This window comes from Rhizobium sp. CB3090 (assembly GCF_029714285.1).
Classification (GTDB): domain Bacteria; phylum Pseudomonadota; class Alphaproteobacteria; order Rhizobiales; family Rhizobiaceae; genus Rhizobium.
Window position 1 is genome coordinate 3,096,967 of record NZ_CP121662.1, and the last position, 16,565, is coordinate 3,113,531.

The 16,565-nt window shown below is 60.4% G+C and carries 17 protein-coding genes; 7 read left to right on the top strand and 10 right to left on the bottom strand.

Annotation, left to right across the window (positions count from 1 at the left end):
- The first annotated feature begins 53 nt into the window (after positions 1-53).
- Positions 54-695 (top strand): LysE family translocator, encoded by a 642-nt coding sequence (locus QA646_RS14905; protein WP_283056192.1) that lies wholly within the window; start codon positions 54-56, stop codon positions 693-695.
- Here QA646_RS14905 and QA646_RS14910 read toward each other — a convergent pair.
- The 5 genes from QA646_RS14910 to QA646_RS14930 form a co-directional block, all read right to left on the bottom strand.
- Entirely contained in the window at positions 679-1,107 is a 429-nt protein-coding gene (locus QA646_RS14910) for a hypothetical protein (RefSeq protein WP_283056193.1), read from the bottom strand. The two genes, QA646_RS14905 and QA646_RS14910, sit on opposite strands and share 17 nt — an antisense overlap.
- Positions 1,108-1,112: 5 nt before the next feature.
- Positions 1,113-2,348: a 23S rRNA (adenine(2503)-C(2))-methyltransferase RlmN gene (gene rlmN / locus QA646_RS14915; protein ID WP_283056194.1), complete on the bottom strand. Its 1,236-nt coding sequence runs from the start codon at positions 2,346-2,348 to the stop codon at positions 1,113-1,115.
- 262 nt (positions 2,349-2,610) lie between these two features.
- A complete protein-coding gene (locus tag QA646_RS14920; protein WP_283056195.1) occupies positions 2,611-3,171 on the bottom strand; it encodes an invasion associated locus B family protein in 561 nt (186 codons plus the stop codon).
- A gap of 329 nt (positions 3,172-3,500) precedes the next feature.
- Complete coding sequence (locus tag QA646_RS14925) at positions 3,501-3,890, bottom strand: YkvA family protein (RefSeq protein ID WP_283056196.1); 390 nt, start codon at positions 3,888-3,890, stop codon at positions 3,501-3,503.
- 65 nt (positions 3,891-3,955) lie between these two features.
- On the bottom strand, positions 3,956-4,261 hold the full coding sequence (locus QA646_RS14930; RefSeq protein WP_283056197.1) for a 4a-hydroxytetrahydrobiopterin dehydratase: 306 nt from the start codon (positions 4,259-4,261) through the stop codon (positions 3,956-3,958).
- A gap of 36 nt (positions 4,262-4,297) precedes the next feature.
- On the opposite strand from QA646_RS14930, the gene QA646_RS14935 reads away from it, so the two are divergent.
- The gene (locus QA646_RS14935; RefSeq protein WP_283056198.1) at positions 4,298-4,780 is read left to right on the top strand and encodes a low molecular weight protein-tyrosine-phosphatase; all 483 of its coding nucleotides are present in this window, start codon (positions 4,298-4,300) and stop codon (positions 4,778-4,780) included.
- Here the strand turns inward: QA646_RS14935 and thpR are convergent.
- Both thpR and QA646_RS14945 read right to left on the bottom strand, forming a co-directional pair.
- Positions 4,711-5,307, bottom strand: a complete 597-nt coding sequence (gene thpR / locus QA646_RS14940; RefSeq protein ID WP_283056199.1) for an RNA 2',3'-cyclic phosphodiesterase — start codon at positions 5,305-5,307, stop codon at positions 4,711-4,713. The genes QA646_RS14935 and thpR overlap by 70 nt on opposite strands.
- 68 nt (positions 5,308-5,375) lie before the next feature.
- On the bottom strand, positions 5,376-6,026 hold the full coding sequence (locus QA646_RS14945; RefSeq protein ID WP_283056200.1) for an arylesterase: 651 nt from the start codon (positions 6,024-6,026) through the stop codon (positions 5,376-5,378).
- Positions 6,027-6,100: 74 nt separating this feature from the next.
- Here QA646_RS14945 and QA646_RS14950 point away from each other — a divergent pair, with 74 nt between their 5' ends.
- The 4 genes from QA646_RS14950 (at position 6,101) to QA646_RS14965 (ending at position 11,024) form a co-directional block, all read left to right on the top strand.
- Positions 6,101-6,811 carry an ABC transporter ATP-binding protein gene (locus QA646_RS14950; RefSeq protein ID WP_283056201.1) on the top strand — a complete coding sequence of 237 codons (711 nt, stop codon included), beginning with the start codon at positions 6,101-6,103 and terminating at the stop codon, positions 6,809-6,811.
- Entirely contained in the window at positions 6,808-9,354 is a 2,547-nt protein-coding gene (locus QA646_RS14955; RefSeq protein WP_283056202.1) for an ABC transporter permease, read from the top strand. The genes QA646_RS14950 and QA646_RS14955 overlap by 4 nt, the downstream gene beginning before the upstream one ends.
- 246 nt (positions 9,355-9,600) lie before the next feature.
- Positions 9,601-10,344, top strand: a complete 744-nt coding sequence (locus QA646_RS14960; RefSeq protein ID WP_283056203.1) for a Bax inhibitor-1/YccA family protein — start codon at positions 9,601-9,603, stop codon at positions 10,342-10,344.
- Between the two features lie 122 nt (positions 10,345-10,466).
- Positions 10,467-11,024, top strand: a complete 558-nt coding sequence (locus QA646_RS14965; protein ID WP_283056204.1) for a GNAT family N-acetyltransferase — start codon at positions 10,467-10,469, stop codon at positions 11,022-11,024.
- A 68-nt stretch (positions 11,025-11,092) separates the two neighbouring features.
- Here QA646_RS14965 and QA646_RS14970 read toward each other — a convergent pair whose 3' ends face one another.
- From QA646_RS14970 to acnA, 3 genes are all read right to left on the bottom strand, one after another.
- A complete protein-coding gene (locus QA646_RS14970; protein WP_283056205.1) occupies positions 11,093-11,494 on the bottom strand; it encodes a DUF2794 domain-containing protein in 402 nt (133 codons plus the stop codon).
- A 307-nt stretch (positions 11,495-11,801) separates the two neighbouring features.
- Positions 11,802-12,545, bottom strand: a complete 744-nt coding sequence (locus tag QA646_RS14975; RefSeq protein ID WP_283056206.1) for a thioredoxin family protein — start codon at positions 12,543-12,545, stop codon at positions 11,802-11,804.
- 261 nt (positions 12,546-12,806) lie between these two features.
- Positions 12,807-15,497, bottom strand: coding sequence for an aconitate hydratase AcnA (gene acnA, locus QA646_RS14980; protein ID WP_283056207.1), 2,691 nt, complete (start codon positions 15,495-15,497; stop codon positions 12,807-12,809).
- A 262-nt stretch (positions 15,498-15,759) separates the two neighbouring features.
- On the opposite strand from acnA, the gene ccmA reads away from it, so the two are divergent.
- Positions 15,760-16,407, top strand: a complete 648-nt coding sequence (gene ccmA, locus QA646_RS14985) for a heme ABC exporter ATP-binding protein CcmA (RefSeq protein WP_283056208.1) — start codon at positions 15,760-15,762, stop codon at positions 16,405-16,407.
- The last annotated feature ends 158 nt before the right edge of the window (positions 16,408-16,565 follow it).

The following is a 16,565-nucleotide window of genomic DNA, read 5'->3' on the forward strand; positions in this document are numbered from 1 at the left end:
CGAAAGCTGGATAAGACAGCGCTGATACTCTTATCCGGCGTTCGGAGCATGTCATGGACTTCATACCCAGCCTGCCGACCCTTCTTGCTTTTTCGGCCGCGAGCCTGCTGCTGGCGGCAACCCCCGGCCCCGATATGACCCTGTCGATCAGCCGCGCCTTAGCGCAGGGTAAGAAGGCAGCGCTTTTCGTGGTCCTCGGCACCAGCCTCGGCATCGTCGTGCATACGTTGCTGGTGGCTTTTGGCGTTTCGGCGTTGATTACTGCCTCGCCGCTCGCCTTTACCGTCCTGAAAACCGGTGGAGCCGCCTATCTGCTGTGGCTGGCGATCCAGGCGATCCGCTTCGGCTCCAGCCTGTCGGTCAAGAAGGTCGATATGGCAAAGGGCACACCGCTCACCAACATCTCCACCGGCTTCTGGGTCAATCTGCTGAACCCGAAGGTCATCATCTTCTTCATGACCTTCCTGCCGCAGTTCGTCACGGCTGGCGACCCGGCCGTCACGCAAAAGCTCCTGTTCCTGGGCTTCTTCTTCATCGTGATCGGCATGCCGGTCAACGCGCTTGTCGTGCTTGCCGCCGACCGCCTGTCGGCTTGGCTGCAGAAGAACCGCGGCGTCATGCGCGGCCTGGACTACGCGTTTGCGAGCGTCTTTTCGGTCTTTGCCGTGAAGATCTTCCTCACCCATTCCCGCTGAGAATGGGGCAGCGCCCGGCGAACCGGCCGGCGATCCACCAATAGACGGTGGCGCCGGCGGCTCCAAGGAAAGCAAAACAAACGACGATGGTGATCAGATTGAGAGTCTGCGGCCGCTCGACGCTGCCTGAGATCAGAACCGATGCCGACGCTGACAGCAAGGCGCCGTAGAGGGCATAACCGTACCAGCGGCGCATACCGCGCCATTCGAAAATCGCAATGACAACAAGCGATGGCAGAATGCTGACGATCATCGCGAGCTTGGTCAGCGCGACGGTGAGCACGAAGAGTTCAGGGGCGGCCGTTCCCGGCATGGTCCAGGCGGCAACGCAAGCCAGCACGAAGCCCATCAGAACACAGGCCACGAGATAGCCCCACAGGAGCCGCATCGGCTTGCGTAAACCGAGAAGCATCGATTCTAGTCCTCGCCGTGGTTGGCGATCATCATGGCTTCGAAAGCGAGCCGTTCGGTCTTGCGCATACGCTCCGATTCCGACTTCAACTGACCGCAGGCGGCAAGAATATCCCGGCCACGCGGCGTACGGATCGGCGAGGCATAGCCGGCCGAATTGATGAAATCGGCAAACTTCTCGATCTGCTCCCAGTCGGAACACTGGTAGTTCGTGCCCGGCCACGGATTGAAGGGGATGAGATTGATCTTGGCCGGAACGCCCTTCAGGAGCTGGATCAGCCCCTTGGCATCCTCGAGGCTGTCGTTGACGCCCTTCAGCATCACATACTCGAAGGTGATGCGCCGGGCGTTCGAAAGGCCGGGGTAGGCGCGGCAAGCGTCCATCAATTCCTTCAGCGGATATTTCTTGTTGATCGGCACGAGCATGTCGCGCAGATCGTCGCGCACCGCATGCAGCGAGATTGCCAGCATGACCCCGATCTCCTCGCCGGTGCGATAGATTTCCGGCACGACGCCGGAAGTGGAGAGCGTGATGCGGCGCTTGGAGAGCGACAGGCCGTCGCCGTCGGAGGCGATCAGCAGTGCCGTCTTGACGCTGTCGAAATTGTAGAGCGGTTCGCCCATGCCCATCATGACGATATTGCTGACCTTGCGGCCTTCGGCGGGCATGATCGTCCCCTGCGGCGCTTCACGGTCCGGGAAATCGCCGAGCCGGTCGCGCGCCAACAGGAGCTGCGACAGGATCTCCTCCGCCGTCAAGTTGCGGACGAGGCGCTGCGTACCGGTGTGACAGAAGGAACAGGTGAGCGAACAGCCGACCTGGCTGGAAATGCAGAGCGTGCCGCGACCCTCTTCCGGAATATAGACGGTTTCCACTTCGACCGGCCGGCCGGCGCCGCGCGGGGGAAAGCGCAACAGCCATTTACGGGTGCCGTCATTGGAAACCTGCTCCTCGACGATCTCCGGCCGGACAATGGTGAAATGCGTCTTCAGCATTTCACGCATGTCCTTGGAGACATTCGCCATGGCATCGAAATCGGAGACGCCGCGCACATAGATCCAGTTCCAGAGCTGGCTGACGCGCATCTTGATCTGCTTGTCGGCAACACCCTTTTCCTTGAGTGCCGCCCCCATCTCCTCACGCGTCAGGCCGATCAGCGACGGTTTCGGCGAAAGCTCGACCGGCTGCGACACGGGCATCGGCTTCAGCTTGGATGAGGTCATGACATCGATCGCGGACATAGGATCATTCCAATGGTTCATATCGGCGATGCCCCAAAGCCGGAAAGCTGCGGGCGTGGGCAAGGCACTGAGATCAGAAGGTTCATTTGGCAGCGGGGCAAGAAGTTGCAACTACACCGCTCGTCGGCGCGGCCTTTAGCATTAATTTCAGCGCGCGTCATCCCTTCTGAAGAAAGGCAAAAGGCCAGCCATAAGGCCGGCCTCATCGCTTTGGTTTGGATAGAAACCCGATCACTTTGACGTGATCATGGCATCATCGATCTTATTTGCAGCTTTCGATTTGCTTCAGCGCCGCGGTGACGCCCTTCAGCGAGTAGGTATAGGAAGTGCCGGTGCCCTTCTTCGAGGTCGCGGTGACCTTCAGCGAATGACCGGACTTGAGCGCTGCGACCAGTGCCGGCTCCTGCGCGGCATTCTCGACCCAGGCGGCCTTGTCCTTGGTGAACATCACGAAAGTCTTGTTGTCGATGACGACGTCGACCTTGGAATTTTCCTTGAGCGGATAGCCCATCATCGCCTGCGGTTCGTAGGAGATGTTCTGACCCGGACGTTGGGAAACGATGAAGAAGTTGTCGCCATGATCGATTCCGGAGGCCGGCATCTTGGCTGTCGGCACGGAGAGAACGTAGCAGACCTTGCCGGCTCCGGACTGGTAGGAATAGGCGCCCCAGGCATCGAACTGCTGGATGCGCGTCGGAGCTGCCGGTGCTGCCGCCTGCGCCTGTGCGGGCGCTGCCTGCTTCTTGGTCTTGGTCTGCGCGGATGCGACGCCGGTGCCGGCCAGAACGAGCGAGAGGGCGATTGCGAAGCTTTTTACAAACATGGTTTCCTGCCGATTTCTTGCGGTCCAGAGCTCAAGGCGATTTAAATAACGCACGCCTATGCTCGTGAGCTGCCCTATTTTGACTTTATTTAGGTTACCAAACCGTCAACGGGGCGGCGAATGCCCCTGATCTGTGCCGTTTCAGCCCAAGCGGGCCGGACCTGAAATGCATCAGGAGGAATTGGAAACCCGGATGGCGGAACACCACCCTATGGGATCGATTTAAGACAGAAAGATTCGGGCAAGAGTTTGACCTCTCTAAAATCAGGAAGACCTCATAAAGGCCTGGAAACCCGGCAGGAATCCCACCAGCTTCGATAGGACGCGGATCAAGCCGTTTTTGCAGCCTCAGGCTCGTTGGCCAAGGCCTGGTCAGCGGCGTCATAATGCTCCTGGCGGATGTGACCTTTGATCATACCGAAGGCGAGCGTCAGCACCGCAACATCGTCCGAAAAACCGATGACGGCGAAGAAATCCGGGATGATGTCGACCGGCATGACGAAATAGCCGAGCGCGGCCAGCAGAATGCCGCGAACGCGCGTCGGCGTTTGCGGATCGAGCGCGCAATAGAAAGCCGCGACGACATCGCGGGAAAACGGGATATAGCGCGCCGCCTTGCGCAATGTCGGCCAGAACTTGCTGCGCACCGACTTTTCCTGCCGTTCTTGTGTCTCTTCGTCACCAGGCATCAGGATTTCCCCGTACTTGATGTCATCCATTCCGCTCATCCCCATAGGAAGCCCTTCCTGGGCCGCATAAACATATGGTGATCGGCACCTGCGATTCAATCAGCGCGCCGCGCCGCCGCCTTTTCCATCGCCTTGGCGAGTTTGATGTCCTGCTCCGTCAGGCCGTTGGCGTCATGCGTCGTCAGCTTCACATCCACGCGAGAATAGACGTTGAACCATTCGGGATGGTGATTGAACTTCTCCGCCGCCAAGGCTGCTTCGGCCATGAAGCCGAAGGCTTCGACGAAATTACGGAATTTGAAGCTCTTCGACATCGAAAGGCCATCGGCTGCCAACGTCCAACCACTGAGACTAGCCAGGTTTTCATCGATTGCCGCAGGTTCCAGCTGTTCGTATTTCATGGCAAGATCACTCCTCTTTATCGATTGAACGATACTATGGACCGTCACGGAATTCTGTTTGTTTGCGCCGGCAACATCTGCCGTTCCCCGCTTGCCGAAGGCATTTTCCGGCACCTTGCGACCGAAGCCGGGCGAGACTCCGAGTTCGAGATCGATTCGGCCGGCACCGGCGGCTGGCATCAGAGCGAAAGGCCGGACCGCCGCTCGATAGACGTGGCGTCAGGCCATGGCGTCGATATTTCCGCTCAACGCGCACGCCGCATCGCGACAGCCGATTTTCATCGGTTCGACCTGATCCTGGCAATGGATCAAGACAATTTGAAGAATTTGCGCAAGATCGCGCCTGCCGATGCGCTCGGCAAGCTGCACCTCTTCAACGCCTTCACGCTTGGCAGCCCCAAAGATATCCCAGACCCCTATTATGGAGGCCACGAGGATTTCGAAGCGGTCTATGCCATGCTCTTGGCAGGCTGCAGAGCGCTATTGCCCATGGCGGGAAAGGCGCTGCGAGCCTCGTGAAGCGGGAATATCTCTTCCGTGAGGTAGGGACCGCCGCCGACCGATTCGCGTGAAGACAGCAACACGAAGCGTCCTACTGTGAACGGCGCCGTGTGGAAGTTGCCGCGGCCGGAGAGATAGTGCACCACATCATCCACCCGCGACGACTTCAGCCGCGCGAGCGTGACATGAGGGGTGAACTTGCGCGGATCCGGCGGCAAGCCGATGCGCTGGCAAATGCGCTCGATTTCGGCCTGCAGCGCATACATATCGGGCGACTGCGTGACGCCGGCCCACACCGAATGCGGCTTCTTCGAGCCGAAGGAGCCGATGCCTTCTAGCCGGAGCTGGAATTCCGGCCGGTCGATGCGGTCCAGCCGCTCGACGATTTCGTCGGCGGTACGACCGTCGACATCGCCAATGAAACGCAAAGTGATGTGATAGTTTTCAACGTCGATCCACCGGGCTCCGGGAAGACCGCCGCGCAACAACGAAAGGCTCATGGCCGCGTTGCGCGGAATTTCGAGGGCGGTAAAAAGTCTCGGCATAACGAGCACTCCCCGAATCTCTTGCAGATAACAACAGGGAATCATGCAATTGCAGTCGGTGCAAGCTCCTATTTCGCATGTGCGACAATCGTCCCAATGAAACTCGTCGCTGCGGACTGAAAACGTTGCACCATCACATCGACTCCCTGCGGGTTCGGATGCATACCGTCGCTCAATTGTAAGTCCGCATGCGTCGCGACGCCATCGAGAAAAAATGGATAGAGCGGCAGTTGATATTTGTCGGCGAGCCGCTTGTAGATCGGGTTGAACTTGGCCGCATAGTCCGGCCCCATGTTCGGCGGCGCCAGCATGCCGGCGAGCAGGATGGGAATGTTGCGCTCCTTCAGCCGGCTGATGATGGCGTCGAGGTTCTTTTCCGTCTGTTCGGGCGGAATGCCGCGCAATGCGTCGTTGGCGCCGAGTTCCAGGATCACGCCATCGGTTCCGTCCGGTACCGACCAGTCGACCCGCGACAGGCCGCCGGAGCTGGTATCGCCGGACACCCCGGCATCGGCAATCGCCACATCCAGCCCCTTGGCTTTCAGCGCCGCCTCGAGCTTGGCGGGAAATCCGTCCCCCGGCGGTAGCTGGTAGCCGGCCATCAGGCTGTCGCCGAGGCCGACCAATTGGATGGTTCGTGCATCGGCGGCACCTGCAACGCCAAAGAAAAGACCGAAAGCAATGACAGCGAAGTGAAACGCAGCAACTTTAAAACTCATGATCCATTCCCTAAATTCGCGGTAAGGGCCAAATCGCGCCCGCCACGGTCTTTGACGTATATAGGGCGTTCGCATTGGCAAAAACCATCATCGAACTGAAGAAGGCGGATTTGACGCTCGGCACCGCCGCTGCCTCCGTCCACGTGTTGAAGGGCATCGACCTCACCGTTGCCGAAGGCGAATCCGTCGGCATCATCGGCCCTTCCGGCTCGGGCAAGTCGACTTTGCTGATGGTGCTCGCCGGCCTCGAAAAGCTCGACAGCGGCGAATTGTTGATCCGCGACACGCCCCTGCATAGCCTCAGTGAAGACCGCGTCGCCGATTTCCGCGGCCGCAATATCGGCATCGTGTTCCAGTCCTTCCATCTCATCGCCAATATGACCGCGCTGGAAAATGTCGCCGTGCCGCTGGAGTTGGCCAATGTCCGCAATGCCTTCGACATCGCCCGGCGCGAATTGCAGGCTGTCGGCCTTGGCGAAAGGCTGAGCCATTATCCCGGTCAGCTTTCGGGCGGCGAACAGCAGCGCGTGGCGATCGCCCGCGCGCTTGCTCCGTCGCCAGCCCTATTGATCGCCGATGAGCCGACCGGCAATCTCGACACCGATACCGGCCGGCAGATCGCCGACCTGCTTTTCGCTGAGCAGGCCGAGCGCGGCACGACCCTGCTGCTCGTCACCCACGACCCGGCGCTCGCCGCCCGCTGCTCCCGCCAGATCCACGTTCGCTCCGGCGAAATCGAGGGCGACAGCGCCCGCGCGCGGACAAATAAGGCAGCGATGGCATGACCGCGGCGGGAGCGCGCCTGACGCTTGCCTTTCGCCTGGCGCTGCGGGAATTGCGCGGCGGTCTTGGCGGCTTCTACATTTTCCTTGCCTGCATCGCGCTTGGTACCGGCGCAATTGCCGCCGTCAACTCCGTCTCGCGCTCGATCACCGACGCGATCTCGACGCAGGGCCAGTCGCTGCTCGCCGGCGACGTCCGCTTCGAACTCAACAATCGCGAAGCGACGCCGGATGAACTTGCCTATCTCAACAGTCTCGGCCAGCTCTCCCGATCCACCGGCCTGCGCTCCATGGCCCGCCTGCCCGACGGTTCCGACCAGGCGTTGGTCGAGGTCAAGGCAGTCGACGGCGCCTACCCGCTCTACGGCACCTTCGAGGCCGATCCGGATCAGCCGCTATCGACGCTGCTGGCTGCCAGAGACGGCACCTACGGCGCCATCGTTGCACCTCTGCTACTGGAGCGGCTGAACCTCAAGATCGGCAGCGAGCTGCTGCTCGGCAATACCAGGCTCCGAATCACCGGCACGGTGAAGACCGAGCCGGATTCGGTATCGGAAGGTTTCGGCTTCGCGCCGCGATTGCTCACCAGCCGCGACGCTTTGGTCGCCTCGGGCCTGATCACGACCGGAAGTCTCGTAGAGCAGGTCTACAAGATCCGCATGGACGATCCCGCCAATGGCCTGAACAACATCGCCGCCCGCGCCAATACGGCGTTTCCGCAGGCCGGCTGGTCGATCCGAACGAGCGACCGGGCGGCCCCCGCGCTCGCCGACAACATCACCCGCTTCTCGCAATTCCTGACCCTGGTCGGGCTGACCGCACTCATCGTCGGCGGTGTCGGCGTCGCCAATGCCGTGCGCGCCTTCCTCGATTCGAAGCGCACAACCATCGCCACCTTCAAATGCTTGGGCGCGCCGGCTTTGGTCGTGGTGATGATCTACCTGATGCAGATCGCCCTGATTGCACTGGCCGGCATCGCTGTCGGTCTCGTGCTCGGCGCCATCGCGCCATTGCTCGCCTCGCAGTTCATGGCCGAATTTCTGCCGATTTCGACCGCGCCGCGGCTTTATCCCGGTCCGCTGACGCTGGCGGCGCTCTTCGGCCTGCTGACGACGCTCGCTTTTGCCATCCTGCCGCTCGGCCATGCCCGCGAAGTGCCGGCGACCGCGTTGTTCCGGGAACAAGGTTTTGAGACCCGCCGCCTCCCAAGCTGGCCCTATCTGCTCGCTGCCGGCCTGCTCATGGCAGCACTTTCGGCGCTTGCGATCTTCACCGCCTACGACCGCTTCATCGCCGTCGTCTTCGTTGTCTCGATCGCCGTCGCCTTTGTCGTGCTGCGCGCCGTCGCCGCCTTGCTGTCGTGGTTTGCCCGCCGCAGCCCGCGCGTCCATTCACCGGCACTCCGTCTGGCGATCGGCAACATCCACCGGCCGGGAGCGCTCACCGCCTCCGTCGTACTCTCGCTCGGCCTCGGCCTCGCACTCCTGGTAACTTTGACGCTCATAGACGGCAATATGCGCCACGAGCTCACCGGGCGGATGAGCGAACAGGCGCCGAACTTCTTCTTCGTGGATATTCAGGGTTCGGAGCTCGACGGTTTCCGTAAGGTCGTCCAGGCTCAGGCGCCGGAGGGCAAGCTCGCCGAAGTGCCGATGCTGCGCGGCCGCATCGTCGCCTTCAATGGCGAGGATGTGAGCAAGATAAAGGCGCCGCCGGCCGGCCAATGGGTGTTGCGGGGCGACCGCGGCATCACCTATGCCGACACTATGCCGGAGAACGCTGCCCTTACCGAAGGGCGTTGGTGGGGCAAGGACTACAGCGGCGAACCGCTGGTCTCCTTCTCCGACGAGGAAGGCAAGGCACTCGGCCTGAAACTCGGCGACGCCGTGACCGTCAACGTGCTCGGTCGCAACGTGACGGCCAAGATCGCCAGCTTCCGCAAGATCCAATGGCAGTCGCTGTCCATCAACTTCGTGATGATCTTTTCGCCCAACACCTTCAAGGGCGCGCCGCACGCCTGGCTCGCGACCCTCACCGATCCCAGTGCAACGCCGGCGCAGGAAGCCGCGATCCTGAAGAACGTCACCAACACCTATCCGACGATCACCAGCGTCCGCGTCAAGGATGCGCTGGATATCGTCAACACGCTGGTCGGCCAGCTCGCCGCCGCCATCCGCGCCGCAGCCTCAGTGGCGCTCATCGCATCCGTGCTGGTCCTTGCGGGCGCGCTCGCGGCGGGAAACCGCGCACGCACGCATGACGCGGTCGTGCTGAAAACGCTCGGCGCGACGCGGGCCATGCTGATCCGCGCTTTCAGCTACGAATATCTGATGCTGGGTGCAGCAACCGCCGTCTTCGCGCTGCTCGCCGGTTCCGTCGCCGCCTGGTACATCGTCAGTCGCATCATGCACCTGCCGTCGACCTTCCTTCCGGACGTCGCTTTCTCGACCCTCATCATCGCACTGCTGCTGACGGTCGGGATCGGCTTGATCGGCACTTGGCGCATTCTCGGTCAGAAGGCAGCACCGGTCCTGCGTGAACTTTGAGCGCAGAACACGAAAATCGTCGTGGATTTTCGAAAAGACTTCTACGCCGCCAGCATATCTGGACATTAACCGAGCATCCGGAAATTGCTCGATATTACGCCGATTTAACCCTGCCGCCACCGCTTGGCCCTTGTGCACCCGGCCCGAAAGCCTCATATTCTGTGCAGGCATGCTGGAGCTCCGCAGCGGCGCCTGGGACCGAAATGCCCGACACGCTACTCACATCGGAGCTTAAAAGAGGAAAACATGGCTGACTTTCGCAACTACCAAAACCGGACGCCGCAAGCAGGCGCGCAGACCGGCGCGATGATCGATGAGGGCCTTCGGGCCTACATGTTCAAGGTCTATAACCTGATGGCGCTGGGTCTGGCGATCACAGGTTTGGCTGCTTACGGTGCCTTCTCGCTCGCATTCGCCGACGGACAGATCACGGCTTTCGGCCAGGCAATCTACCTGAGCCCGCTGAAGTGGGTCGTTATCTTCGCGCCGCTGGCGATGGTGTTTTTCCTGAGCTTCAGGATCAATCGCATGAGCGTGGCCGCCGCGACGACGACCTTCTGGATCTATGCCGCGCTGGTTGGCCTGTCGCTGTCGTCGATCTTCATCATCTACACCGGCCAGAGCGTCGTGCAGACTTTCTTCGTGACCGCCGCCTCCTTCGGCGCGCTGTCGCTGTTCGGCTACACGACGAAGCGTAACCTGTCCGCGATGGGCTCGTTCATGATGATGGGTCTCTTCGGCCTGATCATCGCCATGCTCGTCAACATTTTCTTGCATTCGTCCGCTCTGCAGTTCGCCATCTCGGTGATCGGCGTGCTGATCTTCGCAGGCCTGACCGCCTGGGATACGCAGCGAATCAAGGAAATGTACTATGAAGCCGACGACGTTGCCGTTGCCGGCCGCAAGGCGATCATGGGCGCGCTGACGCTTTACCTGGACTTCATCAACCTGTTCATGTTCCTGCTGCAGTTCATGGGTGATCGCAAATAACTGCTGCAGCATGAATGATCGTTCGAAAAGGCGGCTTCGGCCGCCTTTTCTGTTTGCTTTGCGGCTTAGCACGCGGCTTTATATCCGCGTCTTGGAATCGCAGATCAGGCAATAAAACGCAGATGTCCTTCCGCCTTCGCAACGCCACACCAGCCGACCTTCCCTTTATCACCGCAATCTATCGCGACTCCGTTTTGAACGGCACGGCAAGCTATGAGATCGTCCCGCCGGGCGAAGAGGAGATGGCGGGCCGCTTCCAGGCGATCCGCGACAAAGGCTATCCCTATATCGCCGCCGAAGGCGAAGATGGCACCTTTCTGGGCTATGCCTATGCCTCCGCATTCCGTACACGGCCCGCCTACCGCTGGATGGTGGAGGATTCGATCTATCTCGCGCCCGAAGCGCGCGGCCGCGGCATCGGCAAAGCGTTGCTGGCAACTCTGGTGGAAACCTGCCAGGATCTCGGCTTCCGCCAGATGATCGCCGTCATCGGCGGCGCGCACCCGGCCTCCGTCGCCCTCCACCGCGCCGCCGGTTTTATGGAGACGGGCTTGCTAAAGGGCACCGGCTACAAGCACGGCCGCTGGCTGGACACGATGCTGATGCAGAAGGCGCTAGGCGAAGGCGCGGAAACGGATCCAGACCCTTCAGTCTATCCGGGGACGTTGTTTGGGGGGTAGTATCGGCCTGCCTATATGCCAAGCCCCTGATACCCACTCTCCGCAAACATATAGCCAGCGGAGAGAAACTACTTCTCCACCAACTTCAACTGCTTATCGAAAACCTTCAACACCTGGTTCAGGTCGTGGCCGCGCTTCAGGATCATGCCGTTGGTATTGATCACGGAAAACGCGCCCTGCTTGGCGGCCAGCTTTGGATTTTTCTCGATGCGGAAGAGAGGCAGCTCGCCTGCGCGCTTGAAGACCGAGAAAACCGCCTTTTCCCTGAGATGGTCGATGGCGTAGTCACGCCATTCGCCTTCGCCGACCATACGGCCGTAGATCCACAGAATTGCGTCCAGCTCCCTGCGATGGAAGGTCACCGGCAGCGGGTCCTTGCTCTGTCTGTATTCTCTGAGATCAACGACGACGGAAGAAGTGGTGTCGACGGAACGGCTTTCGCCGTGTCGCAATTCCGGCTGATCAGTCATCAATCCCCCAGGGGTTGCGTCATGACAAGAAGATGACAGTTTGCCTCACCCACATTAAATTGCAAGACCAAGAGCCACTCACAATTTCTTGCGCTTCGATGAAAGCATCTTCGGGCCGCCGTATTTCAGTCAAAACGACGCCCCATTTACCGGAACTATAGGGCTCGGTTTGGTGCCGCCGCGCCAGACCGAGCCCGGCCGGGGGCGTGTCGACCGAACCCCAGCCCCGAATGCGCCCTCGCCGGGCACCCCTTCTTTTTGGCGCCAGCCAAAATAGGGGCCGTTTGACGGACGACAGAAAAACAGATCAGCCGTCGGTCCCGATTGTCAGGACGGTCGCGCCGATGATCGCCGCCGGGTCGCCCGAGGGTGTCGAGGATTGCAGCAGAACCGCGAGGCCACGCCGTCCAGCCTTGTCCAGCACATTGGCGGGCAACACGACATTCATCGCCTTGCCGTCCCACATGCCGACGGTTTCCACGTCGGAAACCGCGTGCAGATAGGTGATTTGTTGGCCATTGTTTTCACCGGCCTTCGGAGAAACCTGCTGTTCCTTGTCGAAATAGGCGACAACCACATTGGCCTTGCCCTGGCCGGAGCCGATCTTGATCTCCAACTCATCGCCCTTCATCGCAGCACTGACGGGAACCGTCAGGCCCTTGCCCTGACGCTGGAACTCGTCGAGCTTGAAATTGATGGCGTTCAGATCGGCACCGTTCAGATGATCGCGGCCATTGATGATCGCCTGCGGCGTATAGACACCGCTGCGGCCGAGGGTGCGGGCATAGGCATATTGCCGAGCCGTATTGTCCTTGGACGCCATCGTGTCGTTCCAGCCGAGATAATTCCAATAATCGACGTGATAAGCGAGTGCAACGATGTCGCCTTGGCGGATCAGCTTCTGAAACGCAGCATCGGCCGGCGGACAGGAGGCGCAGCCCTGGGACGTGAAGAGCTCGACGACGCCCTTGATTTTGGCAAGCTCCTGCGCATGCAGCGAACTTGCGAGCGCGATGCCTGCCAGAAGTGGAACCAAAAACCGTAAGCGCATGCCATTACCTCTTTCCCAGACCTTGAAGGCCATATGCCAACGCGACCCCCGAAACCGCGTCGCGCTTTTCAGGATATCCGTAAGGCCTCATCAAGCCTGATAAATCTGAAACAAGAGATAATCGCTAAGCACGATGACGCAAAGTCACGAAGGGGTGAGACGAAGGCCCGGAGACGTTAGCGTCGTACACATCGGCGTGAAAAACAAGACGCCGCCGGAGAGCTATGCTCCGGCGGCGTGTATAAGCTGTTTTAGCGCCAATCAAGCCGCGAGATCGCGCAGAACGGTCTGCAGGATGCCGCCATTGTTGACATAGGTCACTTCATCCAGCGTATCGATGCGGCAGATGATCGGAACGTCCTTCACTGAGCCGTCGCCATAGGTGATCTTGGCGATCTTGCGCTCACGCGGCTTGATGTGTTCCAGGCCCTCGATCGTCACGGTCTCGTCGCCCTTCAGGCCGAGGCTGGCCCAGGTGGTGCCCTCCTCGAAGACGAAGGGGATGACGCCCATGCCGACCAGGTTCGAGCGGTGGATACGCTCGAAGGACTGGGCGACCACGGCGCGCACGCCGAGCAGGTTCGTGCCCTTGGCAGCCCAGTCGCGCGACGAGCCGTTGCCGTATTCGACGCCTGCGAAGATGACGAGCGGAACGCCCTCGGCCTTGTACTGCATGGCCGCGTCGTAGATCGAGGTCTCTTCCTTGGACGGATAATGGATGGTGTAGCCACCTTCCTTGCCGTTCGGGCCGAGCATGTGGTTGCGGATGCGGATATTGGCGAAGGTGCCGCGCATCATGACTTCATGGTTGCCGCGGCGCGTGCCGTACTGGTTGAAGTCGGCAATGCCGACGCCATGGCCGATGAGGTAGGAACCGGCCGGCGAGGCAGCCTTGATCGAACCGGCCGGAGAAATGTGGTCGGTGGTGATCTTGTCGCCGAAGAGGCCGAGAACGCGGGCGCCCTTGATGTCGGAAACGCCGGCGCCTTTCTTGCCCATGCCCACGAAGTAAGGCGGGTTCTGCACATAGGTCGAGTTGTCGTCCCAGGCATAGGTCTGGCCCGGAGGAACCTGCACGGCCTGCCAGTTGGCGTCGCCCTTGAAGACGTCGGCGTACTTGGTTTCATAAAGTTCGCGAGTGACATACTTCAGGATGAATTCCTGCACTTCCTGCGAGGTCGGCCAGATATCCTTGAGGAAGACCGGCTTGCCGTTCTGATCTTCGCCGATCGGCTCCTTCGTCAGGTCGAGCTGCACAGAGCCGGCGAGCGCATAAGCGACGACGAGCGGCGGCGAAGCCAGGTAGTTTGCCTGGACGTCGGGCGAAATACGGCCTTCGAAGTTGCGGTTGCCCGAGAGCACGCCGGCAACGATCAGGCCCTTGTCGTTGATCGTCTTCGAGATCGGCGCCGGCAGCGGGCCGGAATTGCCGATGCAGGTGGTGCAGCCGAAGCCGACCAGGTTGAAGCCGAGCTTGTCGAGATCGGCCTGCAGGCCGGACTTGGCGAGGTATTCGCCAACGACCTGCGATCCCGGTGCCAGCGAAGTCTTGACCCACGGCTTGCTCTTCAGACCTTTGGCAACGGCGTTGCGGGCGAGCAGGCCGGCAGCGATCAGCACCGATGGGTTGGAGGTGTTGGTGCAGGAGGTGATGGCGGCAATGGCAACGTCGCCATGGCCGATATCGAAATCCGCGCCTTCGACCGCATAGCGGTTGGAGAGCTGGCCGGGCTTCTTGTATTCGGTGTCCAGCGAAGTGGCGAAACCGGAAGCGATGTTTTCCAGCGCGATACGGCCTTCCGGACGCTTCGGGCCGGCCATCGACGGCACAACGTCGCCAAGGTCGAGTTCCAGCGTATCGGTGAAGACGAGATCGGAACCGTCGCCTTCGCGCCACATGCCCTGAGCCTTGGAATAGGCTTCGACGAGAGCGATGCGATCCTTCGCACGGCCGGACATGTTGAGATAGTGCAGCGTTTCCTTGTCGACCGGGAAGAAGCCGCAGGTCGCGCCGTATTCCGGACCCATGTTGCCGATGGTGGCGCGGTCGGCGAGCGGCATGTTGTCGAGACCGGGACCGAAGAATTCGACGAACTTGGAAACGACGCCCTTCTTGCGCAGCATCTGCACGACGGTCAGCACGAGGTCGGTCGCGGTGACGCCTTCCTTGAGCTTGCCGGTCAGCTTGAAGCCGATGACTTCCGGCAGCAGCATGGAGACCGGCTGGCCGAGCATCGCGGCTTCAGCTTCGATACCGCCCACACCCCAGCCGAGAACGCCGAGGCCGTTGATCATGGTCGTGTGCGAATCGGTACCGACACAGGTATCCGGATAGGCGATCGTTTCGCCGTCCTCTTCCTTCGTCCAGACGGTCTGGCCGAGATATTCGAGGTTGACCTGGTGACAGATGCCGGTGCCGGGGGGAACGACGCGGAAGTTCTTGAATGCCTGCTGGCCCCACTTCAGGAAACGGTAGCGCTCGCCGTTGCGCTGGTATTCCAGCTCGACGTTCTTGGCGAAAGCCTGCGGCGTGCCGAATTCGTCGACGATGACAGAGTGGTCGATGACGAGATCGACGGGGACGAGCGGATTGATCTTTTCCGGATCGCCACCGAGCGACACCATTGCGTCGCGCATCGCAGCAAGGTCGACCACCGCCGGAACGCCGGTGAAGTCCTGCATCAGCACGCGCGCTGGGCGATAGGCGATTTCGTTCTCGACGGTGCCCTTGTTGGTCAGCCATTCGGCGACGGCAACGATATGGTCCTTGGTGACCGACTGACCGTCTTCGAAGCGCAGCAGGTTCTCCAGCAGCACCTTCATCGAATAGGGAAGCTTGGAAACACCGGGCAGACCATTGGCCTCAGCCTTGGGCAGGCTGAAATAGACATAGTCTTTCCCGTTCACGGTCAGCGTGGAACGACAATTGAAACTGTCAAGAGATTTAGACACGAGAGACCCCGTTTCTGATAGCCAACACAGTCGTGCGAACGCCTATGCACTTTATGCACATCAGGATGCGGGTACGGCCATTTCCGCTGTCCGCACGTAAGGCAGAAAACCTTATGTTCGGCGCAAGGATGAAATTCACGCCGACCGCTGGCGTGGTTGCGGGTCTTATAGATAATTTCGTAAAGACTTGCCAGAGTGGCAAAGCGCAATTTTGGACAATTTTTTTGCGCGCGCAGCAATGAAAACGGGAAAGCCTGAGCGGATGCATCTAAGCGCTGAAAACCTGGCGGCAAGGCGGGGCGAGGACCTGATTTTCACGAATGTTTCCTTTAGCTTGAGCAGTGGCGAAGCCCTCATTCTGACCGGCCGCAACGGCTCCGGAAAATCGACGCTTCTGCGTGTTGTGGCGGGCCTGCTGAAGCAGGAAAAAGGCCGCGTCGTTTTCACCGATTCTAAGGGCGAATCAGACCGCCCGCCGTGCGAGGCCAGCCACTATCTCGGCCATCGCAATGCGATGAAATCCGAACTTACCGTGGCCGAAAATCTGTCCTTCTGGAAAACCTTCTTGGGCGACATGCCAGGCGGCGTCGCTCTGGATGTCGACGAAGCGGCCGATGCCATCGGCCTTGCCGGCATCACCCACCTGCCCTTCGGCTACCTCTCCGCCGGCCAGCAACGCCGAATCGCCTTCGCGAAACTGCTGGTTGCTTATCGCCCGATCTGGATACTCGATGAACCCACGGCGGCATTGGACGCGGCGGCAGATCGGCTGCTTGCGCAGCTCATCACGGCCCATCAGAAGAATGGCGGCATCATCCTTGCCGCCACGCATCAACCTTTGGGCTTGGAGAATGTGCAGCAAATGCGGATGACGGGGTTTGCCGGAGTGAGTGAAGGGGTGTGGGGATGATGATGTATCCTCTGGCAGCCTTGCGACTACTGGCAAGACCCCTCCCCAACCCCTCCCCACAAGGGGGAGGGGACAGGCTGCGGCAAGCTCCCGACAAAAGTTGCAGCATTGTGTTTTACAGGTTCGGAGGCATTGAGAACGTGGTTTTCCGGCGCATA

Excerpts from the sequence above, each read along its gene's own strand:
- QA646_RS14955 (WP_283056202.1), top strand. The coding sequence starts at position 6,808 with ATGACCGCGGCGGGAGCGCGCCTGACGCTTGCCTTTCGCCTGGCGCTG.
- rlmN (WP_283056194.1), bottom strand. The coding sequence starts at position 2,348 with ATGTCCGCGATCGATGTCATGACCTCATCCAAGCTGAAGCCGATGCCC.
- QA646_RS14975 (WP_283056206.1), bottom strand. The coding sequence starts at position 12,545 with ATGCGCTTACGGTTTTTGGTTCCACTTCTGGCAGGCATCGCGCTCGCA.
- QA646_RS14960 (WP_283056203.1), top strand. The coding sequence starts at position 9,601 with ATGGCTGACTTTCGCAACTACCAAAACCGGACGCCGCAAGCAGGCGCG.
- QA646_RS14910 (WP_283056193.1), bottom strand. The coding sequence starts at position 1,107 with ATGCTTCTCGGTTTACGCAAGCCGATGCGGCTCCTGTGGGGCTATCTC.
- QA646_RS14965 (WP_283056204.1), top strand. The coding sequence starts at position 10,467 with ATGTCCTTCCGCCTTCGCAACGCCACACCAGCCGACCTTCCCTTTATC.
- QA646_RS14925 (WP_283056196.1), bottom strand. The coding sequence starts at position 3,890 with ATGGATGACATCAAGTACGGGGAAATCCTGATGCCTGGTGACGAAGAG.
- QA646_RS14935 (WP_283056198.1), top strand. The coding sequence starts at position 4,298 with ATGGACCGTCACGGAATTCTGTTTGTTTGCGCCGGCAACATCTGCCGT.
- ccmA (WP_283056208.1), top strand. The coding sequence starts at position 15,760 with ATGCATCTAAGCGCTGAAAACCTGGCGGCAAGGCGGGGCGAGGACCTG.
- QA646_RS14905 (WP_283056192.1), top strand. The coding sequence starts at position 54 with ATGGACTTCATACCCAGCCTGCCGACCCTTCTTGCTTTTTCGGCCGCG.
- thpR (WP_283056199.1), bottom strand. The coding sequence starts at position 5,307 with ATGCCGAGACTTTTTACCGCCCTCGAAATTCCGCGCAACGCGGCCATG.
- QA646_RS14970 (WP_283056205.1), bottom strand. The coding sequence starts at position 11,494 with ATGACTGATCAGCCGGAATTGCGACACGGCGAAAGCCGTTCCGTCGAC.
- QA646_RS14930 (WP_283056197.1), bottom strand. The coding sequence starts at position 4,261 with ATGAAATACGAACAGCTGGAACCTGCGGCAATCGATGAAAACCTGGCT.
- QA646_RS14920 (WP_283056195.1), bottom strand. The coding sequence starts at position 3,171 with ATGTTTGTAAAAAGCTTCGCAATCGCCCTCTCGCTCGTTCTGGCCGGC.
- QA646_RS14945 (WP_283056200.1), bottom strand. The coding sequence starts at position 6,026 with ATGAGTTTTAAAGTTGCTGCGTTTCACTTCGCTGTCATTGCTTTCGGT.